A 26,526-nucleotide genomic window follows, 5' to 3' on the forward strand; every position below is an offset into this window, starting at 1 on the left:
CGTTCGGCGTGGTCGTCCGCAACAGCCCGTTCCCGGCCCATCCGCAGAGCACACGCCCGGCACATGGCATTTCGATGACATCGCCAACCGTCCGCTCCCGGCGGGCCACCCCGGGGTGGCCCGGCGCGCGCGTACCGTCGACCGTCCACCCGCACCGGAGGAGGTCACGCGTGCCGCAGCGCACCCACGTCGTCCTCGGCGGCGGCGCCGCGCTCGGGGCGTTCCAGGCCGGCGCGCTGCAGGCGCTCCTGGGCGCCGGGATCGAGGTCGACCACCTGCACGGCGCCTCCGTCGGCGCGATCAACGCCGCCTTCCTCGCCGTACGACCCGATGCCGGTCGCGCCGACGAGCTCGCGGAGCTGTGGTGCGACCCCCTCCTGACCGGGGTGCTCCGCCCGGGCTGGCGGTCCCGCGCCGCCGGGCTGGCTCGCTCGCTGCGCCGCGGTGGCGCGCTCCTGGACGACCGGCCGCTGCGCCGGATGATCGCCGCCCACGTGCCGGCACACGACCTGGCCGAGCTGTCGGTGCCGGTCACGGTCACCACCACCTGCCTGGACTGCGGCACGGCCGCCCGGCACGCCGCCGGTGCGGTGGGCGACGCCCTGGTGGCCAGCTCCGCACTGCCCGGGCTGTTCCGGCCGGTCCGGCTGCCCGACGGCCACTTGCACGTCGACGGCGGCATCGTCGACGGCGTCCCCGTCTCCGGCGCCCTGGCGGTCGCCGGCCCGGACGACCGCGTGCTGGTCCTCGACTGCGGGCTCGCCCCGGTGACCGGCCGGGTGGACGTCTGCGCGGCCGCCTCCGAGGTCGCGCCCGCGCTGGCCTGCGGCCTGCCGGTGGCCGACGGTCGTGGCGCCTACGTCGCCCCGGTGGAGGGCGCGTTCGGCGCGCTCGACACCGTGCTGCAGTCGTTCACCGTGGCCCGGGCGGCGGCCAACCGGGCCGCCGTCCGCGAGGCGCTGGACGACCCGCGGGTGGAGGTCCTCCCGCACGTCGCCGACGCGTGGGCCGGCGGGCTGCTGGCGACCCTGCCCACCGGGCCGCGCGACGTCCGACGCACCGCCGAGCTGCTGCAGGCCGGCCGGACCGCAGCCGCGCGCTGGCTGACCGGCCGCCCGGCACCGAGTTCAGCCGCGGCGCAGGACCGCTGAGGCGACCGGGCCGCCCAGCTCCCGGGCGTGCCCCACGGCGTAGGGCAGGCCGTGTCTGAGCGCCCACCGGACCCGCTCGCCGGCCGTGGGGCCACCGCCGGGCTCCGGCGCGGCCACCCGGTCCGGCGTCCACCCGGCCGTGCGCAGCACCTCGGCCGCCGCGGCGGCCAGTCCGCGGTGCCCGGCCCGGCTGGGATGCACCCGGTCGGCCGCCCAGCCGGCGGTGCCGGCCAGCGCGGGCACGGCGCCCAGGTCGACGACGTGCACCCCGGGCAGCCCGGCCGCGGTGTCGACCGCGGCGTTGACCACCGCGGTCCGCTCCCGGACCGCGCGAGCCACCGGCCCGGGGACGCGCAGCACCGCAGCCGGGTCGTGCAGCCGGCCGAGCAGCACCTCGGCCCGCCGCGCCCGCAGGGCCGTGACGACGTCGAGCAGGCCGGCGCGCACCGCCGCGGGGTCGAAGCCGGCGCGGGCCACGTCGTTGAGCCCCACCAGCACCGTGGCCAGGTCCAGCTCGCCGGGCACCCGGGGCAGCTGCCGGTCGCGGACGTCGGCCACCCGGGCCCCGGCGGTGGCCAGCGGTACGAGCCGCGCGCCCGGCAGCGCGGCGCACACCAGGCCCACCCAGGTGCACTCCGGCTCGATGCGCAGGCCGACGCCCTCCCCGCAGGAGAGGCTGTCGCCCAGCGCGGCCAGGAGCGTCATGACCGCACCCGCCGCGCAGACGCGTGCACGGCCAGGAACCCGTCCACCGTCGCGGCCCAGGAGTACTCCTCGGCCCGGGCGCGGGCTGCCCGGCGCCGTTCCCCCTCCGGGATCCGGGTCAGGTCCTGCACCGCGTCGGCGAAGGCCGCCCCGGTGCCCGCCGCGGCACGACCGGCCCGCGGACCGAGGACCGACGGCAGCGCCGAGCGGGACGCGGCGACCACCGGGGTGCCGCACGCCAGCGCCTCCAGGGCGGCCAGGCCGAAGGTCTCGACGGGACCGGGGGCCAGCGCGACGTCGGCGTCGGCCAGCACCTGCGCCAGCCGGTCCCGGCCCCGGACGAACCCGAGCCACTCGACCGGCAGGCCCCGGGTGGCCGCCTGCAGCGGCCGGAGCAGCGGCCCGTCCCCCGCCACGACCAGCCGGGCCGGCACTCCCCGGCGCCGGAGCTCGCGCAGCGCCGCCACCGCCAGGTCCGGGCGCTTCTCCCAGGACAGCCGGCTGGCCATCACCAGCTGCACCTCCTCCGTCGGTTCGGGCCGCTCCCCGGTGCGGGCGGCGAACGTGCCGGTGTCCACGCCCAGCGGGACGACGGCCAGGTGCGGCGTGCCGATCCGGCGGAACTCCTCGGCAGCCCACTCGGTCGTGCACACGACGGCGTCGAAGTCGCGGGCCAGGGCGGCGTTGGCACGGTCGGCCACCGCCGCACCGGGCAGCCCGGTCCACTGCCGGACCCACCGGTCGAGCCGCTCGTGGCTGACGGTCAGCGCGGGTACGCCCGCGGCACGCGCCCAGCGACCCAACCAGCGCAGGGTGGCGCGGTCGTGCACCTCGACGAGGTCCGGGGCCAGCTCCGCCACGACGGCCCGCACGCGCCGGCGGCCGAGCAGGGCGCGGTACCCCGGCGCCACGACCAGGGCGGGGGCACGCAGCACGATCCGCCGGCCCCAGCTCGTGCGGATGACGGCGTCCGCTGGACCGGGCACCAGCTGCACCACCTCGTGACCGGCCGCCGCGTACCCCTCGGCCAGGTGGTCGAGGGCGGTGCGCAGCCCGCCGGAGGTGGCCGAGACGAAGTTGGCCGCCTGCAGGACCCTCAACCCGCGGCCCTCCCGCGGACCGCCCCCGCGGTCGGTGCGCCGGACATGGGCCGAGCCTGCCCGGCGCAGGCGCCGTGTCCCACCGTGCACGCGCGCGTGCGGCTGAACTCCGGGCGAACTCGCCGTGCCCGGCCGTCGACCTCGGAACCGGTCGGGGTGCGCGATCGGTGCGTGGTCGGCGGCGCCCCGGGTAGGACTCCGGACGCAGCTGACCGCATCCATGGACGGAGGACACGTGAGCGAGCACGAGATCGAGGAGACCGGCACGGGCGAGGCGGCCAAGCGGATCGGCCAGGCGCCGACCACCACCGACGTCACCGACCCGGAGCGGTCCTCGCGCAACACCGCGGCCGGCAGCGGTTCCCAGCCCGGCGAGGGCCGCGTGCAGCCTGCCGCGGACGAGGGCGTGGACCCCTCGGCGAGCATCGAGCCGCACAACGAGGATCTGGCCTGACCGGATCGCCGCGGACGTGAGCGGGCCCCGCGGTCACCGGCCGCGGGGCCGGCTCCGTCCCCGGCTCAGTCCGCGTCCGCCCAGGACGCGACGACGGCGATGTCGAGCGGGAAGTCGACCGGGAAGTCCCCGAACAGCAGGCGGCCGGCCTCCGCCGCCGAGGCCCGCACCGCGGCGACGACGTCGTCGGCGTGCTGCGCCGGGGTGTGCACCAGCACCTCGTCGTGCAGGAAGAAGACCAGGTGCGGGCGGTCGGTCAGGGCGCCCTCCCCCAGCCGCCAGAGCCGGTTGCGCAGGTCGGCCAGCCAGCACAGCGCCCACTCCGCGCCGGTGCCCTGCACGACGAAGTTGCGGGTGAACCGGCCCCACGCGCGGCGGCGCCGGTCGGTGTCCTCGCGCGACCCTGCCGACTCCGGCGGCTCCCCCGGGTCGGCGGCCCGGTCAGCCCAGGAACCGGCGGGCAGCGGCGCGCCGCGGCCGAGCAGGGTGTGCACCACCTCGCCGCGCTCCCCCGCCCGGGCGGCCTCCTCGACCAGCCCGATCGCCCGCGGGTAGCGGCGGGTCAGCCGCGGCATCATCCGCCCACTCTCACCGCGGGTGCCGCCGTACATCGCCCCGAGCATGCCGACCTTCGCCTCGGCGCGGGTGGCCACCGTGCCGTTGGCGACCATGCCGGCGTACAGGTCCGCCGAGCGCGCCGCCTCGGCCATCGCGGCGTCCCGGCTCATCCCGGCCAGCACCCGCGGCTCCAGCTGGGCGACGTCGGCGACGACCAGGCGCCACCCCTCGTCGGCGACCGCGGCGGGGCGCACCTGGGTGGGCACCGACAGCGCGCCGCCGCCGTTGGACGCCCACCGACCGGTGACCACGCCGCCGGGGACGAAGACCGAGCGGAACCGGCCGTCGCGGACCCAGGTGTCCAGCCAGTTCCAGCCGTTGGCGGCCAGCAGCCGGGACAGCTTCTTGTACTCGAGCACCGGCGGGACGGCGGGGTGGTCGAGCTGCTCCAGCGTCCAGGAGCGGGTGTCCTCGACCGCGAGCCCCGCGGCCTGCAGAGCCCGGAGCAGGGCACCCGGGGAGTCCGGGTTCAGCTCCGGCGCCCGCAGGGCGGCCCGGATCCGGCCGGCCAGCCGCTCCAGCACCTCCGGGCGCCGGCCGCCCGGCGGCCGGGGCCCGAGCAGGTCGGTGAGCAGCTGCTCGTGCAGGTCGCTGCGCCAGGGCAGGCCGGCGTGCGTCATCTCCGCGGCGACGAGCGCGCCGGAGGACTCGGCGGCCAGCAGCAGACCGAGCCGGCCGCGGTGCGGCGAGGCGGCCAGGGCGGCCTGCTGGCGCGCGGTCTCGGCGACCGGGTCGAGGGCGTCGGCAGGGTCGGCGAGGGGGAAGAGCGCGGGGTCGGCGGCGACGACGGGCTGCAGGGCGTCCCAGCCGGCGGTGTCCGGGCCGGCCAGCAGTGCCTGGTCGACGAACGGCGACCGGCGCAGCAGGGCGTGGCACAGCCGCAGGTCGGTGCAGCGCGCCACCCGCACCCCGGCCTCCAGCAGCGCCGGGTACCAGCGCGTGGTGTCGTCCCAGGTCCAGCGGACCGACTCGCCCCGCTCCGCCACGAAGCAGGGCAGCTCCGCGGCCGGCAACCGGGTGGCCGACACCTCGTCCCCGGCGGGGGTCAGCGCCTCGACGACGTCGCCACCCCGCCGCACCAGCAGGACCCGCTCCACCCCCGCAGTGTCGCCGAGGGGGCCCACGTCGGCGCGAGGTGCGTCAGCGCGGGCCGGGCGGGTAGGGCAGGCGGATGACCGAGATCGACCCGAGGGACCCCGACACCCTCTACGCCGAGGGTCCGGTGGCGACCGAGCCGCCGGACGACGACCTGCCCGAGACCTCTCCGCTCCGCGACTCCGGCGGCACCGGCCCGGGCCCCGACGACCTGGACCGGCTGCTGTGACCGCCGACCCGGAGTACCCGCCGCTGGACCCGGACGCGCCGGTGCCGGACGACCCGGGTCCGCTGCTGCCGGACACCCCGGACGACCTGCCGCCGGCCCCGCCGGAGCCCGACCTGCCGGTCGAACCCACCGTCGACCCCGAGGGCCCGGACGACCCCGACGGCGTGCCCGCCTGACCCCGCGTCGGGGGCGGTCAGCTCCGGTGCCAGCGCACCGCGCCGGCCGCCGCGAGCGACAGCACGACCAGCGACAGCGCCGCGCTGCGGTCGGCGACGTCCCGGCCCCGGCGGGCGACCAGCACGGCGGCCGCGTCCAGCGCGGTGAGCAGCAGGGTCACCTCCGTCGTCCGGCGGGCCTGCGGCGCGGGGGTGACCAGCAGCGCCGCGCCCATGGCGATGTTCCGCGCCGCGATCAGGCGCACCAGCAGCGGCAGCGCGACGTCGCCCCGTGCGGCCTGCTCCCGGACGCCGAGCACGGCGGTGATCGCTCGCGGCGCGAACAGCGCACCGGTGCCGAGCCACACCGACAGCGAGCCGATGGTCTTGCGGGTCAGGTCCCAGTCGCGAGTCATGTCCGGCTGGTGCCCGGTCGGGCTGCCGACCAACCGGTGCCCACGAGCACCAGCACGACCGCCAGGAACGGCAGGGTGGCGGTGCTGGCCACCCAGTCGCTGACCGTGGCGACGGCGAAGGGGACGACCCCCGGGGAGTCCAGCGGCCCGATCACCCGGTCCAGGCCGAGGGCGGCCACCGAGGCCGGCACGGTGAGCAGCGCGGAGACCGCACCGCCGGCGACCACCCCGGCCAGCACCGTCAGCGGGGCCCGCCGGACGGCGGCCAGCGCCGTCCGCGTGCCCCGGCCCAGCGCCCCGCCCAGCCGCAGCGGGCCGCCGTCCGGCAGCCCGGCGACCGCGCCGGTCACCCACAGCTGCGCGATCAACGCGGTGCTGAAGCCGACGACGTCGACCGCGAGGGCGGCGGCGTACCGCGGGTCGTCCCAGACCAGCACCTGCCGGAGCACGTCGGGCACGGCGTTCACCGAGGCCGCGACCAGCGCCGCCAGGTAGGCGGCGCGCCACCGCCGGGCCAGCAGCCGCAGCGCGGCGCCCAGCGTGGCGCCGGGGCGGGCGTCCGGATCCCTCACGACCGGGCCGCGACCAGCCCGGTCCAGCAGCCGGCCAGCTTCGTCTCCTGCGCGAGGACGGTGAGACCGGCGTCCCGGCACGCGCTCGCGATCCCCTCCGGGGTGGGCCGGTCGCCGTCGGCCGGGTGCCGGGCGACCGCCCGCAGCGGCCGGCTGTCGATGAACCGGGCGGTCATCTCGCAGGAGTACAGCCGTCCGCCGGGGCGCAGCACCCGGGCCGCCTCCCGGACGACGTCGCGCCACGGACCGACGTGGTGCAGCACGTGCCAGCCGAACACCGCGTCGACCGAGGCGTCGTCCAGGGTCAGCGCGGTGGCGTCGCCCTGCTGCACGGTGACCCGGTCGCCGAGGTCGCGGGTCGCCGTGCGGGAGGCCTCCACCGAGGCCGGGAAGAGCTCGATGCCGGTGACGTGCTCGGCGCCGAAGCGCTCCACCGCCAGCCGCAGGCCGGTGCCGCGCCGGCCGGTGCCCAGCTCCAGCGCCCGGCCACCGGGCACGTCCCCGCCCAGCCGGTGGAGGATCGCCGCCTCCGCGCGGCGCTGCACGAGGGCCCGCAGCCGGGCGTCGACCCACAACCGGGTGCCGTCGACCAGGGTCGGCGGCACCCCCGGGGCGCGGGAGGGGGTGGCGGCAGGGATGTCGGACACGCCCCGGTGGTGCCCGCCCGGACCCCGGCACAATCGCGGTCCGCCGCCGGCCCGGCTGCGACGATGGCGCCGTGCTGCTCGCCGACGTCGTCGCCGCCTCCGCCGCCGTCGCGGCCACCCGCTCGCGCACCGCCAAGGCCACCGTGATCGCCGGCCTGCTGCGGCGGGCGGACGCCGGCGAGGTCGCCGCGGTCACCGCCTGGCTGGCCGGCGAGCCCCGCCAGGGCCGGCTCGGCGTGGGCTGGCGGACTTTGTCCCGGTTCACCGGCGCCCCGGCGGACGCGCCGTCCCTGGCGGTCGGCGACGTGGACGCCGCGCTGGCGGTGCTCGCCACCACCTCGGGCCCCGGCTCGGCAGCACGGCGGGACGCGGGCCTGTCCGCCCTGCTGGGTGCGGCGACCGCGGCGGAGCAGCAGTTCCTGGTCCGGCTGCTGACCGGCGAGCTGCGGCAGGGTGCCCTGGAGGGGGTGGTGCTCGACGCGATCGCCGCCGCGGCCGACGTCCCGGCCGCGGGCGTGCGCCGGGCGTTCATGCTGTCCGGCAGCCTGCCGGGGACGGCGGACGCGGCGCTGACCGGCGGGGTGGATGCGCTGGACGCCGAACGGCTGCGGGTCGGCCGCCCGGTGCGGCCGATGCTGGCCAGCCCCGGCTCGTCGCTGGAGGCGGCGCTGGCCGACCTGGGCAGCGAGGTCACCGTGGAGTACAAGCTCGACGGCGCGCGCATCCAGGTGCACCGCGACGGCGAGCAGGTGCGGGTGTGGACCCGGACGCTGCGCGAGGTCACCGACGGGGTGCCCGAGCTGGTCGAGCGGGTGCGCGCCCTCCCCTGCCGCACCTGCGTGCTCGACGGCGAGACCCTCGCGCTGGACGACGACGGCCGGCCGCGCGCCTTCCAGGACACGATGAGCCGCTTCGGCAGCGACGCGCCGGACGCCGGGGTGCTGCTGAGCCCGTTCTTCTTCGACCTGCTGCACCTGGACGGCCGGGACCTGCTCGACGCACCGCTGGCCGAGCGGCTCGACGCGCTGGCCGGGCTGCTGGCCGACGACGCCCAGGCGGCGCTGCGGATGCCCGGCGTCCGGCGGCCCACCGCCGGCCAGGCCGCGGCGCTGCTCGACGACGCGCTGGCCAGCGGCCACGAGGGCGTGGTGGTCAAGGCGCTGGACGCCCCCTACGCCGCCGGCCGCCGCGGCCGGGCCTGGCAGAAGGTGAAGCCGGTGCACACCCTGGACCTGGTGGTGCTCGGCGCGGAGTGGGGGTACGGCCGGCGCACGGGCACCCTGTCCAACATCCACCTCGGCGCCCGCGACCCCGACGGCGGTGAGCCGGTGATGGTCGGCAAGACGTTCAAGGGCATGACCGACGAGCTGCTCGCCTGGCAGACCCGCACCTTCCCCGACTCCGCCCTGGAGCAGGCCGACTGGGGCGTGCGGCTGCGCCCGGAGCTGGTCGTGGAGATCGCCGTCGACGGCGCCCAGCGCAGCCCGCGCTACCCCGGCGGCGTCGCGCTGCGCTTCGCCCGGGTGGTGCGGTACCGGCCGGACAAGACGCCGGCCGAGGCCGACACCCTCGACGCCGTCCGCGCCCTGCTGCCCGGGGGCTGAGCCCACCCGCTGGCCCCCTACCGCGTTGCAGGCAGCCCAGCACGCCCGAGCAGCCGGACCGGCGCCACGAGGCGCCGGCTCAGGCGCCGGCGACCCGCGGCGCGACCTCGGTGCCCAGCAGCTCGATGCCGCGCAGCAGGTCGGCGTGCGCCAGGCGCGGGTTGGTCATCTGCAGCGAGATCCGCTGCACCCCGCCCAGCTGCTCGGAGACCCGGACCAGCTTGTCGGCCACGGTCTGCGGGTCGCCCATGAAGAAGGCGCCGTTCGGCCCGCTGGTGGCGTCGAACTGGGCGCGGGTGGGCGGGGGGAAGCCGCGCTCGCGGGAGACCGCGGTGAACATCTGGTGCCACCCCGGGTAGATGGTGTCCGCGGCCACCTGGGTGCTCTCGGCGACGAAGCCGAACACGTGCAGGCCCACCTGGAGGGTCTCCGGCGCGTGCCCGGCCTGGGCGCCGGCCCGGCGGTAGAGGTCGACCAGCGGCGCGAACTGCCGCGGCTCGCCACCGATGATCGCCACCATCAACGGCAGCCCGAGCAGGCCGGCCCGGACGAAGGACTCCGGCGTGCCGCCGACGCCGACCCAGATCGGCAGCGGGTCCTGCAGCGGGCGCGGGTAGACGCCCTGGCCGGTCAGCGGCGGGCGGTGCCGGCCCGACCAGGTCACGTGCTCGGACTCGCGGATCTGCAGCAGCAGGTCCAGCTTCTCGCTGAACAGCTCGTCGTAGTCGGCGAGGCTGAGCCCGAACAGCGGGAAGGCCTCGGTGAAGGAGCCGCGCCCGACCACCAGGTCGATGCGCCCCTTGGCGATCAGGTCGAGGGTGGCGAACTGCTGGAACACCCGGACCGGGTCGGCGGCGCTGAGCACGGCGACCGCGCTGCCCAGCCGGATCCGCGAGGTGCGGGCCGCCGCGGCGGCGAGGATGACCGGCGGCGCGGAGTCGTAGTACTCCGGGCGGTGGTGCTCGCCGATGCCGAAGGAGTACAGGCCCACCTGGTCGGCGAGGGCGATCTCCTCCAGCAGGTGCTCGATCCGCTCCTCGGGGCCGATCAGGCGCTCGGTCGAGGGGTCGGTGACGGCCGAGACGAAGCTGTCGACGCCGAGGTACACGGGTCCTCCAGATGGTGGTCCGGTGGGCCCGGAGCCCATCCGGTTCAACGTTCAACGGAAGTGAACCAGACCCGGGCCGCCGGCGCGGCCCGGCGCCCGGACGTGCGGTCAGCCTCCCGCCGGCCCGTCCCCGGTGGCCCCGCTCCCCGCGCCCAGGTCCGGGCTGAACTGCTCGAGGGCCATCGCGGCCCCCGCGGCGAGCTCGTCGGGTACGCGGTGTCGCCCACGGCGGCCGCCCAGCACTCGACGGCCGCAGCCGACGCGCGCTGCACCTCCGGGCCGATCTCCCAGATCCGGGGGTCCTCATGGACCGTCTCACCGGCCAGGAAGCCGGCGAGCGCGAGGAGGCCGACGTCCCAGGTCCGCCACGCGTCCTCCCCGCCCTGCCGCGCCCGGTCCGCGCGCACGGCGGGGAGTCTGCACCGGTCGCTGGTGGGGCGCGAGCCCTTTCCCGGCCGGCGCGGGACACTGGGGCGTGACCGAGACGGCGGAACTGACCGCGGCCCGCAACTGGGCCGGCAACTACACCTACGGCGCGACCCGGCTCCACCGCCCCAGCAGCGTCGAGCAGGTGCAGGAGATCGTCGCCGCCGCGTCCCGCGTGCGTGTCCTCGGCTCCCGGCACTCCTTCACCGGCGTCGCCGACTCCACCGAGCTGCTCTCCCTCGAGGCGGTGACCGGCAGCGTCGCCGTCTCGCCCGACCGCCGCACCGTCACCGTCGACGGCGGCGTCCGCTACGGCCAGCTCACCGAGGTGCTGCGCGAGCAGGGGCTGGCGCTGCACAACCTGGCCTCGCTCCCGCACATCTCGGTGGCCGGTGCGGTGGCCACCGCCACCCACGGCTCGGGCGTGGCCAACCGGAACCTCGCCGGCGCGGTCGCCGGGCTGGAGGTGGTGACCTCGACCGGCGAGGTGGTGCGGGCAGCGCGCGGTGCCGCCGGCTTCCCCGGCATGGTCGTCGGGCTGGGCGCGCTGGGCGCGGTCACCCGGGTCACGCTGGACGTCGAACCGGCCTTCGAGGTGCAGCAGCGGGTGTTCGAGGGGCTGTCGTGGTCGACGCTGGCCGACCGGTTCGACGAGGTCGTCTCGGCCGGGTACAGCGTCAGCGTCTTCACCCTCTTCGGCGAGGCGGTGGACATGGTCTGGGTGAAGTCCCGCACCGACGCCGGCGAGGGCCCGGCCGGTGACCTGTTCGGCGCGCGGGAGGCCGACGGCGAACGCCACCCGATCCCCGGGCTGCCGTCCGGCCCGGCCACCGTGCAGCAGGGTGTGCCCGGGCTGTGGTCGGACCGGCTCCCGCACTTCCGGATGGGCTTCACCCCGAGCAACGGCGACGAGATCCAGTCGGAGTTCCTCGTGCCGCACCGGCACGCGGTGGCGGCGATCGACGCGCTGCGCTCGCTCGGCGACCGGATCCGGCCGCTGCTGCAGACCTGCGAGATCCGCACCGTCGCCGCCGACGACCTCTGGATGAGCACCGCGTACGACGAGCCCAGCGTGGCCCTGCACTTCACCTGGCTGCCCGACCAGGCCGCGGTCCAGGAGCTGCTGGTGCACCTGGAGGGCGCTCTGGAGCCGTTCGGCCCGCGACCGCACTGGGGCAAGCTCTTCCTCGCCGACGCCGCGACGATCGCCACCCGGTACCCCCGGCACCGCGACTTCCTCGCCCTCGTCGAGCGGCTGGACCCGCGCGGGGCCTTCCGCAACGACTGGTTCGAGCGGTACGTCGCCGGCTGAGCCGGCGGGCAGCAGGTCGCGCGGCCGGCTCAGCCGCCGGTGCCCAGGTCGGCCGGGTCGGCGTTGGCGCCGCAGACGACGACGCCGACCCGCTCCCCCGCCGCCGGCACGTAGGCGCCGCTGAGCAGGGCTGCGAGCGCGGTCGCCCCGCCGGGCTCGGCGGCGACGTGCAGGTCCTGCCAGAGCAGGTGCCGGGCGGCGCGGACCGCATCGACGTCGACGAGCACCGACCGCACGCCAGTGGCCAGGGCGGTGCTGAACCCGTGCCCGCCGACCCGCCGGGCGCCGAGGGAGTCGGCGGCCGGCCCGGAGACCTCGACGTCGACCGGGTGCCCGGCGGCCAGCGCGGCCGACATGGTCGCGGTCCCGTGCGTCTCGACCGACACGACCCGGACCGAGCCGGCGTACCAGGCCGCGATCCCGCCGATCAGCCCGCCACCGCCGGTGGCCACCAGCACGGTGTCCAGGTCCGGGGCCTGCTCGGCCAGCTCGCGGGCGACGGTGCCCTGCCCGGCGACGACGTCCCGGTCGTCGTAGGCGTGCACGTACAGCGCGCCCGGCGCCGAGGCCCGGGCGCTGCTGGCCGCGGCGGCCTCGGCGTAGGAGGCGCCGGCCAGCACCGTGGTGGCACCGCGCTGCCGGATGCCGGCGATCTTCACCGGCGGTGCGGTCTCGGGCACGTACACCTCCGCCGGGACGCCGAGCTCGCGGGCGGCGTGCGCCACGGCCAGCCCGTGGTTGCCGCCCGACGCGGTGACCACCAGCTCCGGCAGCCGGTCCGCGGCGAGGAGGCGGTTGAGCGCGCCGCGGGCCTTGAACGACCCGGTGTGCTGCAGCTGCTCCAGCTTGAGCACCACCGGCAGCCGGCCGCCGGCCAGCGGCACCTCCCACTCGACGGTGGGGGTGCGCCGCACCCGCCCGCCGAGCCGGACGCCGGCCGCCTCGACCTCCGCCCGGGTGACCGGTGCGGGCAGGGGCGCTCCTTCGGTCGTCACGCCGCCGAGGCTAGATCTGTGCCCCCGGTCCACGCGGGGACCGGGGGCACGGACGGCTCAGTTCCCGCTCGCGAACGCCGAGTCGAAGGCCGCGGCCGGCGGGTCGAAGGCGAGCCGGCGGACGAACGCCAGCGCCTCCGGCGCACCCACCAGCCGGTCCATCCCGGCGTCCTCCCACTCCACCGAGATGGGGCCGGCGTAGCCGATCGTGTTGAGCATCCGGAAGCACGCCTCCCACGGCACGTCACCGTGGCCGGTGGAGACGAAGTCCCAGCCGCGCCGCGGGTCGGCCCAGGGCAGGTGCGACCCCATCCGGCCGTTGCGGCCGTTGCCCACCTGGCGCTTCGCGTCCTTGCAGTCGACGTGGTAGATCCGGTCCCTGAAGTCCCAGAGGAAACCGACCGGGTCCAGGTCCTGCCACACGAAGTGCGACGGGTCCCAGTTCAGCCCGAAGGCCTCGCGGTGGCCGATGGCCTCCAGCGCGCGGACCGTCGTCCAGTAGTCGTAGGCGATCTCCGAGGGGTGCACCTCGTGCGCGAACTTCACCCCGACCTCGTCGAACACGTCCAGGATCGGGTTCCAGCGGGCGGCGAAGTCGGCGTAGCCGTCGTCGATCATCGACTCGGGCACCGGCGGGAACATCGCCACGGTCTTCCAGATCTTCGACCCGGTGAACCCGACGACGACGTCCACACCGAGCGCCCGCGCGGCCCGGGCGGTCAGCTTCATCTCCTCCGCCGCCCGCTGCCGCACGCCCTCGGGGTCGCCGTCGCCCCACACCCGGGGGTGCACCATGCCGCGGTGCCGCTCGTCGATGGGGTCGTCGCAGACGGCCTGGCCGTTGAGGTGGTTGGAGATCGCGAACACCGACAGGCCGTGCCGCTCCAGCAGGTCGAGCCGGTCACGCACGTAGGAGTCGTCCTCGGCGGCCCGGGCGACGTCGAGGTGGTCACCCCAGCAGGCGATCTCCAGGCCGTCGTACCCCCAGCCCGAGGCGAGGCGGCACACCTCCTCGAACGGCAGGTCGGCCCACTGGCCGGTGAACAGGGTGACGGGGCGGGGCATCAGTTCTCTCCCGGGTGGTCGGTGGGGATCTCGGTCCAGGTCGAGCGGTCGGCGGCGCTGCGCTGCACGGCGTCGAGCACCCGCTGCACCTGCAGCCCGTCGGCGAACGACGGCGTCGGCTGCTCGCCGGCGGCCAGCGCGGTGACCAGGTCGACGACCTGGTGGGTGAAGCCGTGCTCGTAGCCCAGCCCGTGCCCGGCCGGCCACCAGGCGTCGACGTAGGGGTGCTCGGGCTCGGTGACCACGATCCGGCGGAAGCCCGCGGTGGCCGCCGGCTCGGCGCCGTCGAAGAAGTGCAGGACGTTCATGTCCTCGAAGTCGAAGGCCAGGCTGCCGGCCGAGCCGTTGACCTCGATCCGGATGGCGTTCTTGCGACCCAGCGCGAAGCGGGTCGCCTCGAAGGTGGCCAGCGCTCCTCCGGTGAACCGGCCGAGGAACACCGCGGCGTCGTCCACGGTGACCTCGCCCATGCCCTCCCCCCCGACGCCGCCGAGCTTGCCGCTGACCGCCGGCAGCGGGCGCTTGCGGACGAAGGTCTCCAGCACGGCGCTGACGCCGGTGAGCCGCTCACCGGTGATGAACTGGGTGAGGTCGACGACGTGCGCGCCGATGTCGCCCAGCGCGCCGGATCCGGCCTTCTCCTTCTGCAGCCGCCAGGACATCGGGGCCGCGGGGTCGGCGATCCAGTCCTGCAGGTACTGGGCACGCACGTGCCGGATCTCCCCGAGCCGCCCGTCGGCGACCAGCCGGCGGGCGAAGGCGATCGCGGGCACCCGGCGGTAGGTGAAGCCGACCATCGCGCGGACGCCGGAGGCGGCGGCCCGCTCGGCCGCGGCGGCCATGGCCTCGGCCTCGGCGACGGTGTTGGCCAGCGGCTTCTCGCACAGCACGTGCTTGCCGGCGGCCAGCGCGGCGATCGCCATCTCGGCGTGGGTGTCACCGGGGGTGCAGATGTCGACCAGGTCGACGTCGTCGCGCTCGAGCAGCCGGTGCCAGTCGGTCTCGGTGCCGGCCCAGCCCAGCCGGTCGGCGGCCGCGGACAGCGCCGCGGGGTCCCGGCCGGCGAGCACGGTCAGCTCGGGGGTGAGCGGGAGGTCGAAGAAGCGGGGCGCCGTGCGCCACGCGTGGGAGTGGGCGGCGCCCATGAAGGCGTAGCCGATGAGGCCGACGCGCAGCGCCGGCCGGGCAGCAGAGGTCATCCGGGGCTCCAGGGAGAGGACCGGGGCGCCGGTGAGCAGGTCACCGGCGCCCCGGGGCGATCAGGACTCGAACGCGGTGTCGAGGTACTCCTCCACGTTGTCCGCGGTGACGACCGGGGCGTTGAGCACGATCTGCCGCGGCACCTCGTGCGAGACGAGGTCGGACAGGCTCTTGTCCTGGGCGATCAGCCGGGCCAGCGAGATGCCGTCGGCGGCCTGGGTGGCCGGGTAGATGACGGTCGCCTCCAGCACCGAGTCACCGGACTGGATCTCCCGCATGGCGTTCGCCGAACCGGCGCCGCCGACCATGAAGAACTCGTCGCGGCCGGCGTTGTCGATCGCGGCCAGCACGCCGACGCCCTGGTCGTCGTCGTGGTTCCAGAGGGCGTCGATCTGCGGGGCGGCCTGCAGCAGGTTCGCCGCCGCCTCCTCGCCGGACTCCGGGGTGAACTCCGCGGCCACCCGGTTGTCGACGTCCAGGCCGCAGTCGGCCAGCGCGTCGGCGAAGCCCTGGCTGCGCTCCTGGGTGAGCGGCAGCGAGTCGATGCCGGCGATCTCGGCGACCACGGCGTCGGGCTGGTCGCCCAGCCGGGAGCAGATGTAGGTGCCGGCGGAGACGCCCATGCCGTAGTTGTCGCCCAGGATGGTCGCCCGGGCGGCGAACGGGCTGGAGAACTCCCGGTCGACGTTGATCACCGGGATGCCGGCCTCCATCGCCCGCAGCGCGACCGGGGTGAGCGCCGCGCCGTCGAAGGGCAGCAGCACGATCGCGTCGACGCCCTCGTTGATGAAGGTCTCGACCTGGGCGATCTGCGCGCTGACGTCGTTGGTGCCCTCGGCGACGATCAGGTCGACGTCCTCGCGCCGGTCGGCCTCGGCCTGGGCGGCGGTGCTGATGCCGGCCATCCAGCCGTGGTCGGCGGCCGGCGCGGAGAAGCCGATCCGCACCGTCTCGCCGGTCTCGTCGTTGGAGCTGGCGACGTTGCTGCCGCCGTCGGAGGAGCCGGAGCTCTCCGGGGTGTTGCTGGTGCAGCCGGCCACCAGGGCACCGGCACCGACCAGGCAGACGGCGGTGGACAGCAGGCGACCGTACGGACGCTGCTTCGTTGCAGACATGTTCTCTCCTCGCAGATCGCCGCCCTGGCTGCGTCGCCAGGGAGTCGGGTGGTGCGCCGGCAGGCCGGGTGGCCCGCCGGAGGTCAGGGGTGTGGGTCCGGGGCGTGGGTCAGGGGTGTGCTCGGGGCTCACGCCGGCGGGCGGCCGCCGGAGGCACCGGGCTGGGCGCCGGCGGGACCGCCGGTCGCGGCGGCTGCGCTGCCCCCGGCACCGCGGGCCTTCTTGCGCCCCCGGGCCCCGCCGGCGGCCAGCCGCTGCTGCAGCAGCACGGCGATCACGATGATCACGCCGCGGGCCACCTCCTGCGCCGAGCTGGAGAGGTTGTTCAGCGTGAAGACGTTGGCCAGCGTGGTGAAGATCAGCACGCCCAGCACGGTGCCGACGATCGTGCCGCGGCCGCCGACCAGCAGCGTCCCGCCGATGACCACGGCGGCGATCGCGTCCAGCTCCAGGAGCGTGCCGTGGGTCGAGCTGCCGACCGTCGTCCGGGCCATCAGCATCACCGCGGCGATGCCGCAGGTGACCCCGGAGAGCACGTACAGCCACACGGTGTGCCGCTGCACCCGGATGCCGGCCAACCGGGCGGCCTCGGCGTTGCCGCCGACGGCGAAGGTGCGGCGGCCGAAGGTGGTGCGGTTGAGCAGCACCCAGCCGGCCGCGGCGACCAGCGCGAAGACGATCACCAGGGTGGGGACGCCGAGGACGTCGCCGCCGAAGAACTCGATGAACCCGCGGTCCTGCACGATCTGGGTCCGCCGGTTGGCGATGATCTCCGCCAGGCCCCGGGCGGCGGCGAGCATCGCCAGGGTGGCGATGAAGGCGACGAGTTTCCCGTACGCGATGACGATCCCGTTGATCAACCCCGCGCCGGCGCCGACCGCGATCGCGGTGAACACCATGACGATCCAGTGGAAGTCCTCGGCCATCGCCTGGGTGGCGAGCGTCGTCGCCCAGACCGAGGAGAGCGCGACCAGCGCCCCCACCGACAGGTCGATCCCGCCGCCGATGATCACGAAGGTCATCCCGACGCTGACCACGCCGACGACGGCGGCCGCCCGCAGGATCGTCAGCACGTTGTCCACGTCGACGAAGCGCCCGGGCGCGGTGAGGGCGCCGACGATGCAGAGCACCAGCAGGGCCACGACCAGGCCGAGGTTGCGCCCCAGCGGGCCGGCGAGCAGGCCCGGGCCCTTGCCGCGGCCTCCGTTCTCGGCGCCGGCCCCGCTGCCGGACGGCGGTGCCGCAGTGGTGGTCTCGCTCATCACGCCACATCCCCTTCGCGTGCGGCACCGGGAACCGGGGCCGCTCCCTCCATGACCATGTCGAGCACCTGGTGCTCGTCGAGCTCGCCGGCCGGGCGGCGGGCGACGATGGCGCCGTCGGCGATCACCAGCACCTCGTCGGCCAGGCCGAGCACCTCCGGGATCTCGCTGGAGACGACGACCACGGCGACCCCGCGGTCGGCCAGCCCCCGGATCAGCGCGTAGATCTCCGAGCGCGCGCCGACGTCGACGCCGCGGGTGGGCTCGTCGAGCAGCAGCACGGCGCAGTCCCGCAGCAGCCAGCGGGCCAGCACCACCTTCTGCTGGTTGCCGCCGGACAGGGTGCGGACCTCGCGGTCGACGTCGATCGGCCGCAGGTCCAGCGCCTCGGCCTGCTCCTGCGCGGCCTTCCGCTCCGGCCCCCCGCCCAGGAACCCACCGCGGGCGAACCGGGCCAGGCTGGACAGCGTGATGTTGCGGTAGATCGGCTCGCCCAGGAGCAGGCCCTGGCTCTTGCGCTCCTCCGGGGCCAGCCCGACCCCGGCGCCGACAGCGGCCGCGACGTCGCCGGGCCGCAGCCGGCGTCCGACGACGTGCACCGTGCCGCTGGTCGCCCGCCGGGCGCCGCACACGGTCTCCAGGATCTCCGACCGGCCCGAGCCGACGAGCCCGGCCAGGCCGAGCACCTCCCCCGGCCGGACGGCGAAGGAGACGTCGCTGAAATGGCCGGCGAGCGAGAGGTCACGCACCTCCAGCACCGGCTCGGCGGACCGGCCGGCGGACTCGCGGCGCTCCGGGAAGACGTACTCGATGGTGCGGCCGGTCATCAGCGTGATGACCTCGTTGGTGGAGGTCTCCCGCGCCGGCAGCCCGGTGGCGACCGTGCGGCCGTCCTTGAGCACGGTGATCCGGTCGCCGATCTCGCGGATCTCCTCCAGCCGGTGGGAGATGTAGACGACGGCGACGCCGTCGGCGGTGAGGTCGCGGACGACCTGGAACAGGTGGTCGACCTCCTCGCCGTCCAGGACGGCGGAGGGCTCGTCCATGACGATCAGCCGGGCGTCCTGGGACAGCGCCCGGGCCATGCTGACCATCTGCTGGGCCGCCGCGGACAGCGAGCCGACCTCGGCGGTGGGCCGGATCTCCGGATGCCCGAGCCGGGCGAGCAGCTCACCGGCGGCCCGGTTGGCCTGGGCCGGCCGGGTGAGGCCCAGCCGGGAGCGCTCCCGGCCGAGGAAGACGTTGTCGGCGACGGTCAGGCCGGCGACCAGGTCGAGCTCCTGGTAGATCGTCGCGATCCCCCGGGTCATCGCCGCCTGTGGGTCGCCGAGGGTGACCGGGTGGCCGTCCCAGCGGATCTCGCCCTCATCGGGCTGGTGGGCTCCGGCCAGCACCTTGATCAGCGTCGACTTGCCGGCGCCGTTCTGGCCGAGCAGGCAGTGCACCTCACCGGCGCGGACGTCGAGATCGACGCCGTCCAGGGCCCGGACGCCGGGGAACTGCTTGACGATGCCGCGCATCTCCAGCAACGGAGTCCGCGGCGGCGCGGCGGGCGCGCTCACGCGGGCGCCCCCGGAGCGGGGAACGGGACGACGGCCATCGAACTGTCTCCTTACTTTTGCTCAACGGTGAACAGAAGTACGCGCAGCAGGAGACTATGGTCGGCGTCACAAAGGGGTCAAGGCCGCGGTGGCGCGTTACCGAACCGCAACCCGATGGCGGCCAGGTACGACCACTCCCGGGTGAGCGCCGCCGGGGTGGGCCTCGTCAGGAACGAGCGGCGCCAGCGTGAGCACCGTGCGCTCACCGCCCGTTCCCGGTGTGGGGCGGGCACCGAGCGCACAGCGCTCGGCGACTCGGCGCTGCGGGTGGGGCCCAGCGGGCAGGGCTCAGCGCGCGGAGGGGGCGCCGGCTGCCGGCACCGGGAGGCCGGCCACCGGGATGTCGCTGCGGGCCGCCTCGTAGACCGAGTCCTCGTCGAGGAAGCCCTCGATGGCCATCAGCGCCGCACCCAGCCGGCCGGAGAGGTCCGGGGCGTCGCTGACGGTGATCTCCAGCGCGCGGGCGGCAAGCGGCAGCGACCGGCCGTACACCGCCTCCCGGATCCCGGCCAGCAACGGCGGCCCGGCCTGCGCCACCCCGCCGGTCATCACGATCCGGTGCGGGTTGAAGAAGTTGACCAGGCTGGCCAGCACCGTGCCGATCGTCCGCCCGGCGTTGCGCACCAGCTCCAGCGCCGGCCCGTCGCCGTGGGCCGCCAACTGCACCAGCTCCCGGGTCGTGGTGGCCGGCAGACCGGCGGCGATCGCGTCCCGCAGCAGCGCCCCACCGCCGGCGATCGCCTCCAGGCAGTTCTCGTTGCCACAGCGGCACAGCACCGAACGCCCGCGCGGCGGGGCCACCGAGATGTGCCCGATGTCCCCGGCGCTGCCCTGCGCCCCGCGGTAGATCTGGCCGTCGACGACGATGCCGCAGCCGATGCCGGTGCCGACCTTGACGACCAGCACGTCCTCGTCGGACCCGGCGATGCCCATCTCCCCCAGCGCCATGACGTTGACGTCGTTGTCGGCGAAGACGGGGCAGCCGTAGCGGGCGAAGGCGCCGGGGATGGAGAAGTCGTGCCAGCCGGGCATGATCGGCGGGTGCACCGGCCGACCGGTGGAGAACTCGACCGGTCCGGGCACCCCGATGCCGATCGCGCAGACGTCCCCGGTGGTCAGCCCGGCCTCCGCCAGCACCTGCTGCGCCAGCCGGTCGACCTCGGCCAGCACCGGCCCGGGCCCCTCGCCGATGTCGATCGGGTGCCCGACGGTGGCCAGGATCTGCGCGGACAGGTCGGTGACCGCCACGTCGACGCTGGTGACACCGAGATCGACGGCGAGCACGCACCCGGCGCGGCTGTTGAAGCGCAGCAGGGTGGGCGGCCGCCCACCGGTGGACCAGCCGCGGCCGCCCTCCTCCAGCAGGTTGGCGGCGATCAACTGGTCGACCCGCGCGCTCACCGTGTTGCGGGCTGCCCCGGTGAGGGCGACGAGCTCCGCCCGGCTCCGCGCCCGCCCGGTCCGCACGTGCCGCAGCAGTGCGCCGGCCGAGGCAGAGGGGTGCGCCACGACAGCCATCGTCGCACGCCGGAGTCGTGGCCGACCCCTCCGAGCAACCGTCCCGGCGCCCCGGTCCCGCCGTCCGGGACCGGTGGGCGAGGATCACCGGGACACCGACGTCGGAGGGGGCTGCCGTGACCGCGACCGCGCCGGGCGCCCGGTTCGACGACCTGGTCGCCGGCACCGCGCTGCGCTGCCCGCCCCCGGACCGGGTGCTGGTCGCCGAGCGCGTCGACCAGGTGGCCGGTGTGCTGGCCGAGGTGGAGCGGGCGACGGCGGCCGGGAGCTGGGCGTTCGGCTACCTGGCCTACGAGGCGGCCGCCGGGCTGGATCCCGCCCTGCCGGTCGCCCCGCCCGCCGGCGACGGGCTGCCGCTGGCCTGGTTCGGTCTCTGCGGTGCGCCCGAGGAGGTGCCGCCGGTCGCGCCGTCCCCCCGGGAGCGGCCGCCGGTGCGCTGGACGCCGGACTGGTCCGACGCGGAGCACGCCCGCGCGGTGGCCGCCGTCCGCGAGCACATCGCCGCCGGCGAGACGTACCAGTGCAACCTCACCGACCGGCTGCGGGCCCGCGACGTCGGCGACCCCGAGCGGCTCTACGCCGACCTCGCCCTGGCGCAGCGCGGGGCCCACAACGCCTTCCTGGACCTCGGCCGGTTCGCGGTGGCCAGCGCCAGCCCGGAGCTGTTCTTCGAGTGGGACGGCGCCCGGCTGCGCACCCGCCCGATGAAGGGCACCGCAGCCCGGGGCCGGAACACCGCCGAGGACGCCGCGCAGGCCGCCGAGCTGCGGGCCAGCGCCAAGGAGCAGGCGGAGAACCTGATGATCGTCGACCTGCTGCGCAACGACGTCGCACAGGTGGCCGAGGTGGGCAGCGTGGCGGTGCCGGAGCTGTTCGCGCTGGAGCGCTACCCCACGGTCTGGCAGCTGACCTCCGAGGTCACCGGGCGCACCCGGCCGGACGTCGGACTGGTCGACGTCCTGCGCGCGCTCTTCCCGTGCGGTTCCGTCACGGGCGCGCCGAAGCGGCGCACGATGCAGCTGATCGCCGACCTGGAGCCCGCACCCCGCGGGGTGTACTGCGGCGCCGTCGGCCTGGTGGCCCCGCCGGGGGCGCCGTTCCGCGCGCGGTTCAACGTGGCCATCCGCACGGTGGTCGTCGACCGCAGCACCGGCGCGGCCGTCTACGGCGTCGGCGGCGGGATCACCTGGGGATCGGACCCGGCGGCCGAGCGCGCCGAGGTGCGGGCCAAGGCGGCGGTGCTGACCGAGCCGGCCGGGGAGCACCAGCTTCTCGAGACGATGGCCTTCGACGGGACGAGCGTCCGCAACCTGGAGCGCCACCTGGCCCGGCTGGCCGACTCGGCCGGCTTCCTCGGGTTCGCCTGCGCACCGGACCGGGTGCGCGCCGCGGTCGCCGACGCCGTGGCCGGGCGGAACAGGGGCGCCCGGGTCCGGCTGCTGCTGGACCGGGCCGGCGTGGTCACCGTGGAGCTCGCGGACCTGCCGGCCGCGCCGTCCGGTCCGGTACGGCTGGTGGTCGACCCCGAGCCGGTCGACTCCGCGAGCCGCTGGCTGCAGCACAAGACCACCCGGCGCGACGTGTACACCGCGCGGGCGGCGCGGCACCCGGAGGCCGACGACGTGGTGCTGGTCAACGAGCGCGGCGAGGTCACCGAGACGACGGTCGCGTCGCTGGCCGTGCGGATCGGGGGCAGCTGGTGGACCCCACCGGTCGACGTCGGCTGCCTGCCCGGGGTGGAGCGCGGCCGACTGCTGGACGCCGGCGTGCTGCGCGAGCGGGTGCTGCACCTCGCGGACCTGGCCGCGGCCGAGGAACTGGCGCTGGTGAGCTCGCTGCGCGGCTGGCGCCCCGCGGTGCTGCTGGACGCCACGTCAGGCAGCTGACCAGCGGCCCGCGGGTCCGGGGCGTTCGGCTCTCCGGGGCCGCCCGCCGCTGAGCAGGCTGGGCGCCGACAGCCACTCACCCCCGAACGGAGAGCGCCAGTCGGCACCGGGCTCGGCTCCCCCTCCGGCTGCAGGGCCGCCCCGAGTTCCAGCAGGACTCCGGCCAGTTCTGATCCGGTGCCGCCGGCATCGAGAACGGACTGAGCGCGGTCACCCGGGCCGGGTGACCGCGCTCAGCCCGTGGTGATCATGCCGACGGGCGGCGGGAGGAGCTGCGGGTCCAGGGGTCGGTCGCGCACTGCCTTGTCGAGAACCGCCGAACTTCCCGGCCGATGTTCGTGACCGGCGCCACAACAGGCGCGGCGGGCGGCTGCCGATGATCGGTGCATGGCAGCTCGGCTCGCAACGGCGCGGACCTCTCCCCGGCACGGGCTCACCCCCGAGGTCGCGACCGACCCCTGGTGGCGCTCGGCCGTGGTCTACCAGGTCTACCTGCGCTCCTTCGCCGACAGCAACGGCGACGGCATCGGTGACCTGGCCGGCCTGCGGTCCCGGCTGCCCTACCTGTCCTGGCTGGGCGTCGACGCGCTGTGGATCAACCCGCACTACCCCTCCGGCGGCGCGGACGGCGGGTACGACATCAGCGACTACCGCGCGGTCGACCCGGACTACGGCGACGTCGCCGACCTGGAGGCCCTGGTCGCCGACGCCCGCCAGCTGGGGCTGCGCGTCGTCCTGGACGTCGTCCCGAACCACACCTCCGATCAGCACCCGTGGTTCCAGGCGGCGCTGGCCGACCCCGACTGCCCCGAGGCCGGGCGCTACCACTTCGCGCCGCCGTCGGAGCAGCCGCCGAACAACTGGCGCTCGCTGTTCGGCGGGCCGGCGTGGTCGCGCACCCCGGACGGCCGGTGGTACCTGCACCTGTTCGCCCCGGAGCAGCCGGACCTGAACTGGCGCGACCCGGCGGTGGGCGCGGACTTCGAGCGGACGCTGCGCTTCTGGCTGGACCGCGGGGTCAGCGGCTTCCGGGTCGACGTCGCCTACGGCCTGTTCAAGGACGCCGGCCTGCGCGACAACCCGGGCGTCTACTCCCCCACCCTGTTCGGGCACGGGCCGGAGCAGGCGATGACCTGGAACCAGCCCGAGGTGCACGACGTCTGGCGGCGCTGGCGGTCGATCTGCGACGAGTACCCCGAGACCATGCTGGTCGGCGAGGTCTGCCTGGCCGACCCGGAGCAGGTCGCGCTGTACTCCCGCCCGGACGAGATGCACCAGTCGTTCTGCTTCCGGCTGCTCAAGTCCGGCTGGGTCGTCGGGGAGTTCGCCGACGGCGTGCGGTCGGCGCTGGAGGCGTTCGGCGCCGTCGGGGCCCCGGTCTCCTGGGTGCTGGGCAACCACGACAAGGACCGGCAGGTCACCCGCTTCGGCGGGGGCGAGGTCGGCACCGCCCGCGCCCGGGCCGCGGCGCTGCTGATGCTGTCGCTGCCCGGATCGGCCTACGTCTACGCCGGCGACGAGCTGGGACTGCCGCAGGCCGTCGTCCCGGACGAGGCCAAGCAGGACCCGATCTTCCACCGCAGCGGCGGGGCCCGGGCCGGCCGCGACGGCTGCCGGGTGCCGATGCCGTGGAACGAGACCACCGGCGTGGGCTTCTCCACCGACGGCGCCGCCCGGCCGTGGCTCCCCGTCCCGGAGAACTGGGGTCGCTGGGCGGTCTCCCGGCAGACGCGCGACGGCGGTTCGATGCTCACCCTCTACCGGCGGGCGCTGGCGCTGCGCGAGGCGCACCCGGCCCTGGGGTCGGGTGCGGCGACCGTGAGCACCCGCGGGGACGTGCTGACCGTGCGGTGCACCGCGGCCGACGGCTCGGTCGTGCGCTGCGTGGTCAACATGGGCGGAGGCACGACGCTGGTCCGCACCCGGGGCACGGTGCTGCTCGCCTCGACCACCGGCGTCCGCCGGTCGGCCGGCAGCGTCGCGCTGCCCGCCGACAGCGCCGTCTGGCTCGCCGAGGACTGACCCCGCCTCGCGGACCGAGCCGGGCTGGGTCAGGCTGACGGCCGGTTCCGAGGACAGGAGAGGTGCATGGCGCGGGTCGCGGTCACGGGCAGCAGCGGGAAGCTCGGCAGGGTGGTGGTCGACCACCTGGTCGAGCACGGGTGGGACGTCGTCGCCCTGGACCGGGTGCGCTCGCCCCGGACCGACGTCGCCTCCTCCGTCGTCGACCTCACCGACTTCGGCCAGGCCGTCGAGGCGGTGAGCGGCATCGACGACGTGCACGACGGGATCGACGCCCTGGTCCACCTGGCCGCCGTCCCGGCCCCGGGGCTGGTGCCCAACGCGACCACGTTCGCCAACAACATGACGGCGTCGTTCAACGTCTACACCGCGGCGCTGCGCGCGGGCGTGCGCAGCATCGTGTGGGCCTCCAGCGAGACCGTGCTGGGGCTGCCGTTCGACGACGCGCCGCCGTACCTGCCGGTCGACGAGGAGTACCCGCCGCGGCCGACGACCACCTACTCGCTGGTGAAGACCATGGAGGAGGAGCTGGCCCGCCAGCTGTGCCGGTGGCACCCGGACCTGTCGATGACCGGGCTGCGGTTCAGCAACGTCATGTACGCCGAGGAGTACGCCGGCTTCCCCGCCTTCGACGCCGACCCGCAGCTCCGCCGGTGGAACCTCTGGGGCTACATCGACGCCCGCGACGGGGCCCAGGCGGTGCGGCGCGCCCTGGAGCAGCGCCTGCCCGGGCCGGAGGTGTTCATCGTCGCCAACGCCGACACGGTGATGTCCCGGCCGACGGCGCAGCTGGCCGCCGAGGTCTTCCCCGACGTCCCGGTGACCCGGGAGCTGGGCGAGCACGAGACGCTGCTGTCGATCGAGAAGGCCCGCCGGCTGCTCGGCTTCGAGCCCGAGCACTCCTGGCGCGACTCCGGAGCCCGGTGATCACCCGGCTGCTGCTGCTCGGTGCCACCGGCGACCTCGCCGGCCGCTTCCTGCTGCCCGCGCTCGCCGAGCTGACCGCGGCCGGGCGGCTGCCCGGGGGCCTGGAGGTCGTGGGCGCGGCCGAGCAGGACTGGGACGACGCCCGGTTCGCCGAGCACGTCGCCGCCCGGCTGCAGGAGCACGCCGGGGACGTGCCGTCCGCCGCCCGGCAGGCGCTGCTGGCGGCGGTCCGCTACCGCCGGGTCGACCTCGGCGAGCCGGCCACCGTCGCGGCCGCCGTGGCGGGCGTCGCCGGCACCGGGCCGGTCGCCGCGTACCTGGCCCTGCCACCGCCGCTGTTCGCCGCTGCGATCCGCGCCCTGGGGACGGCCGGGCTGCCGCCGGGCAGCCGGATCGCGGTGGAGAAGCCGTTCGGCCGGGACCTGGCAGACGCCCGGTCGTTGAACGCGCTGCTGACCGAGGTGACCGGCGGCGTCGACCGGGCCGCCTTCCGGGTCGACCACTTCCTCGGCATGCCGGCGGTGGCCGCCCTCCCGGGGCTGCGCGGGCCGGACAGCGCCCTCGCCGCGCGGTGGGACGCCGAGCACCTCGCGCAGGTGGACGTGGTCTGGGAGGAGACGCTGGACGTCGGCAGCCGCGCCGGCTTCTACGACCGCACCGGTGCCCTGTGCGACGTGCTGCAGAACCACCTGGTCCAGGTGCTCACCCTGCTGGCGATGGAGCTGCCCACGACGCCGGCCGAGGAGGACCTGCACCACGCACGGCTGGAGCTGCTCCGGGCGGTGCGGGTGCCCGAGGTGACGGCCACCCGCCGGGCGCGCTACGCCGCCGGCCCCGCCACGCGCGCCTACGTGGCGGCCGACGGCGTCGACCCGGCCCGGTGCACCGAGACCTTCGCCGAGCTGGTCCTCGAGGTGGACACGCCGCGGTGGGCCGGCACCCGGTTCGTGCTGCGCACCGGCAAGGCGATGCCGGCCGACCGCAAGCGGGTGGTGCTGCACCTGCGCGCGCCGGCACCCGTGGAGTGCCCGCCGGGGGTCGAGCGGGTCGCCGAGGACCGGCTGGAGATCGCCCTGGACGGCGCACGGCCGGCCGACGACGGGGTCCGGGTGCACGCGCCCGGGGAGCGCACCGCCTACGGCACGGTGCTCGCCGACGTCCTGTCCGGCGGCACCCGGACCGCGGTCAGCGCCGCGGAGGCGGAGGAGGCCTGGCGCTTCGTCGACCCGGTGCGGCGCGCCTGGTCCGACGGCGAGCCACCGCTGCTGGAGCACCCCGCCGGCTCGCTCCCGCCGTCCCGGTGACCCCGCCGTCCCGGTGAGGGTGGGGTCGGTCGCCGGTAC

Annotated in this window: 24 protein-coding genes; 10 read left to right on the top strand and 14 right to left on the bottom strand. The window is 76.1% G+C overall.

Annotated features, from left to right (window positions below; translation table 11 throughout):
- Positions 1-170: 170 nt before the first annotated feature.
- Positions 171-1,151 carry a patatin-like phospholipase family protein gene (locus ACI795_RS11220; RefSeq protein ID WP_457075577.1) on the top strand — a complete coding sequence of 327 codons (981 nt, stop codon included), beginning with the start codon at positions 171-173 and terminating at the stop codon, positions 1,149-1,151.
- Here ACI795_RS11220 and ACI795_RS11225 read toward each other — a convergent pair.
- Both ACI795_RS11225 and ACI795_RS11230 read right to left on the bottom strand, forming a co-directional pair.
- Positions 1,128-1,856: an SGNH/GDSL hydrolase family protein gene (locus ACI795_RS11225; protein ID WP_457075578.1), complete on the bottom strand. Its 729-nt coding sequence runs from the start codon at positions 1,854-1,856 to the stop codon at positions 1,128-1,130. The genes ACI795_RS11220 and ACI795_RS11225 overlap by 24 nt on opposite strands.
- A complete protein-coding gene (locus ACI795_RS11230; protein WP_457075579.1) occupies positions 1,853-2,956 on the bottom strand; it encodes a glycosyltransferase in 1,104 nt (367 codons plus the stop codon). Before ACI795_RS11230 ends, ACI795_RS11225 begins: the two co-directional genes overlap by 4 nt.
- A 235-nt stretch (positions 2,957-3,191) precedes the next feature.
- Between ACI795_RS11230 and ACI795_RS11235 the strand changes: the two genes are divergently transcribed.
- The gene (locus ACI795_RS11235; RefSeq protein ID WP_457075580.1) at positions 3,192-3,410 is read left to right on the top strand and encodes a hypothetical protein; all 219 of its coding nucleotides are present in this window, start codon (positions 3,192-3,194) and stop codon (positions 3,408-3,410) included.
- A gap of 65 nt (positions 3,411-3,475) precedes the next feature.
- Here the strand turns inward: ACI795_RS11235 and ACI795_RS11240 are convergent, their stop codons facing one another.
- A complete protein-coding gene (locus ACI795_RS11240) occupies positions 3,476-5,125 on the bottom strand; it encodes a bifunctional 3'-5' exonuclease/DNA polymerase (protein WP_457075581.1) in 1,650 nt (549 codons plus the stop codon).
- Between the two features lie 74 nt (positions 5,126-5,199).
- Here ACI795_RS11240 and ACI795_RS11245 point away from each other — a divergent pair, with 74 nt between their 5' ends.
- Positions 5,200-5,352: a hypothetical protein gene (locus ACI795_RS11245; protein ID WP_457075582.1), complete on the top strand. Its 153-nt coding sequence runs from the start codon at positions 5,200-5,202 to the stop codon at positions 5,350-5,352.
- Complete coding sequence (locus ACI795_RS11250) at positions 5,349-5,528, top strand: hypothetical protein (RefSeq protein WP_457075583.1); 180 nt, start codon at positions 5,349-5,351, stop codon at positions 5,526-5,528. Before ACI795_RS11245 ends, ACI795_RS11250 begins: the two co-directional genes overlap by 4 nt.
- A gap of 17 nt (positions 5,529-5,545) precedes the next feature.
- Here ACI795_RS11250 and ACI795_RS11255 read toward each other — a convergent pair whose 3' ends face one another.
- Genes ACI795_RS11255 through ACI795_RS11265 form a run of 3 tightly spaced genes read right to left on the bottom strand, consistent with a single transcriptional unit; the run spans position 5,546 to position 7,142 of the window.
- Positions 5,546-5,923 (bottom strand): DUF4267 domain-containing protein, encoded by a 378-nt coding sequence (locus ACI795_RS11255; RefSeq protein WP_457075584.1) that lies wholly within the window; start codon positions 5,921-5,923, stop codon positions 5,546-5,548.
- On the bottom strand, positions 5,920-6,495 hold the full coding sequence (locus ACI795_RS11260) for a hypothetical protein (protein ID WP_457075585.1): 576 nt from the start codon (positions 6,493-6,495) through the stop codon (positions 5,920-5,922). Before ACI795_RS11260 ends, ACI795_RS11255 begins: the two co-directional genes overlap by 4 nt.
- Positions 6,492-7,142: a class I SAM-dependent methyltransferase gene (locus ACI795_RS11265; RefSeq protein ID WP_457075586.1), complete on the bottom strand. Its 651-nt coding sequence runs from the start codon at positions 7,140-7,142 to the stop codon at positions 6,492-6,494. The genes ACI795_RS11260 and ACI795_RS11265 overlap by 4 nt, the downstream gene beginning before the upstream one ends.
- Before the next feature lie 71 nt (positions 7,143-7,213).
- On the opposite strand from ACI795_RS11265, the gene ACI795_RS11270 reads away from it, so the two are divergent.
- Positions 7,214-8,746, top strand: a complete 1,533-nt coding sequence (locus ACI795_RS11270) for an ATP-dependent DNA ligase (protein ID WP_457075587.1) — start codon at positions 7,214-7,216, stop codon at positions 8,744-8,746.
- A gap of 79 nt (positions 8,747-8,825) precedes the next feature.
- Here ACI795_RS11270 and ACI795_RS11275 read toward each other — a convergent pair whose 3' ends face one another.
- The gene (locus ACI795_RS11275; RefSeq protein ID WP_457075588.1) at positions 8,826-9,854 is read right to left on the bottom strand and encodes an LLM class flavin-dependent oxidoreductase; all 1,029 of its coding nucleotides are present in this window, start codon (positions 9,852-9,854) and stop codon (positions 8,826-8,828) included.
- Positions 9,855-10,329: 475 nt separating this feature from the next.
- Here ACI795_RS11275 and ACI795_RS11280 point away from each other — a divergent pair, with 475 nt between their 5' ends.
- Positions 10,330-11,592 carry an FAD-binding protein gene (locus ACI795_RS11280; protein ID WP_457075589.1) on the top strand — a complete coding sequence of 421 codons (1,263 nt, stop codon included), beginning with the start codon at positions 10,330-10,332 and terminating at the stop codon, positions 11,590-11,592.
- Positions 11,593-11,621: 29 nt separating this feature from the next.
- Here the strand turns inward: ACI795_RS11280 and ACI795_RS11285 are convergent, their stop codons facing one another.
- The 7 genes from ACI795_RS11285 to ACI795_RS11315 form a co-directional block, all read right to left on the bottom strand.
- Positions 11,622-12,587: a threonine/serine dehydratase gene (locus ACI795_RS11285; protein WP_457075590.1), complete on the bottom strand. Its 966-nt coding sequence runs from the start codon at positions 12,585-12,587 to the stop codon at positions 11,622-11,624.
- A gap of 57 nt (positions 12,588-12,644) precedes the next feature.
- Positions 12,645-13,652 (bottom strand): sugar phosphate isomerase/epimerase family protein, encoded by a 1,008-nt coding sequence (locus ACI795_RS11290; RefSeq protein WP_457075591.1) that lies wholly within the window; start codon positions 13,650-13,652, stop codon positions 12,645-12,647.
- Positions 13,652-14,851 (bottom strand): Gfo/Idh/MocA family protein, encoded by a 1,200-nt coding sequence (locus ACI795_RS11295; RefSeq protein WP_457075592.1) that lies wholly within the window; start codon positions 14,849-14,851, stop codon positions 13,652-13,654. The genes ACI795_RS11290 and ACI795_RS11295 overlap by 1 nt, the downstream gene beginning before the upstream one ends.
- A 60-nt stretch (positions 14,852-14,911) precedes the next feature.
- Positions 14,912-15,967, bottom strand: a complete 1,056-nt coding sequence (locus tag ACI795_RS11300; RefSeq protein ID WP_457075593.1) for a substrate-binding domain-containing protein — start codon at positions 15,965-15,967, stop codon at positions 14,912-14,914.
- A 128-nt stretch (positions 15,968-16,095) separates the two neighbouring features.
- On the bottom strand, positions 16,096-17,229 hold the full coding sequence (locus tag ACI795_RS11305) for an ABC transporter permease (protein ID WP_457075594.1): 1,134 nt from the start codon (positions 17,227-17,229) through the stop codon (positions 16,096-16,098).
- Positions 17,229-18,791, bottom strand: a complete 1,563-nt coding sequence (locus ACI795_RS11310) for a sugar ABC transporter ATP-binding protein (protein WP_457075595.1) — start codon at positions 18,789-18,791, stop codon at positions 17,229-17,231. The genes ACI795_RS11305 and ACI795_RS11310 overlap by 1 nt, the downstream gene beginning before the upstream one ends.
- Positions 18,792-19,118: 327 nt before the next feature.
- Positions 19,119-20,348, bottom strand: a complete 1,230-nt coding sequence (locus tag ACI795_RS11315) for an ROK family protein (RefSeq protein ID WP_457075596.1) — start codon at positions 20,346-20,348, stop codon at positions 19,119-19,121.
- 116 nt (positions 20,349-20,464) lie between these two features.
- Here ACI795_RS11315 and pabB point away from each other — a divergent pair, with 116 nt between their 5' ends.
- From pabB to ACI795_RS11335, 4 genes are all read left to right on the top strand, one after another.
- Positions 20,465-22,234 (top strand): aminodeoxychorismate synthase component I, encoded by a 1,770-nt coding sequence (pabB, locus tag ACI795_RS11320; RefSeq protein ID WP_457075597.1) that lies wholly within the window; start codon positions 20,465-20,467, stop codon positions 22,232-22,234.
- 387 nt (positions 22,235-22,621) lie between these two features.
- Positions 22,622-24,256 (top strand): glycoside hydrolase family 13 protein, encoded by a 1,635-nt coding sequence (locus ACI795_RS11325; RefSeq protein WP_457075598.1) that lies wholly within the window; start codon positions 22,622-22,624, stop codon positions 24,254-24,256.
- Positions 24,257-24,322: 66 nt separating this feature from the next.
- Positions 24,323-25,183 (top strand): NAD-dependent epimerase/dehydratase family protein, encoded by an 861-nt coding sequence (locus ACI795_RS11330; protein WP_457075599.1) that lies wholly within the window; start codon positions 24,323-24,325, stop codon positions 25,181-25,183.
- Positions 25,180-26,487 (top strand): glucose-6-phosphate dehydrogenase, encoded by a 1,308-nt coding sequence (locus ACI795_RS11335; protein WP_457075600.1) that lies wholly within the window; start codon positions 25,180-25,182, stop codon positions 26,485-26,487. Before ACI795_RS11330 ends, ACI795_RS11335 begins: the two co-directional genes overlap by 4 nt.
- Positions 26,488-26,526 lie beyond the last annotated feature (39 nt).

Source organism: Modestobacter sp. SYSU DS0290 (genome assembly GCF_054050955.1).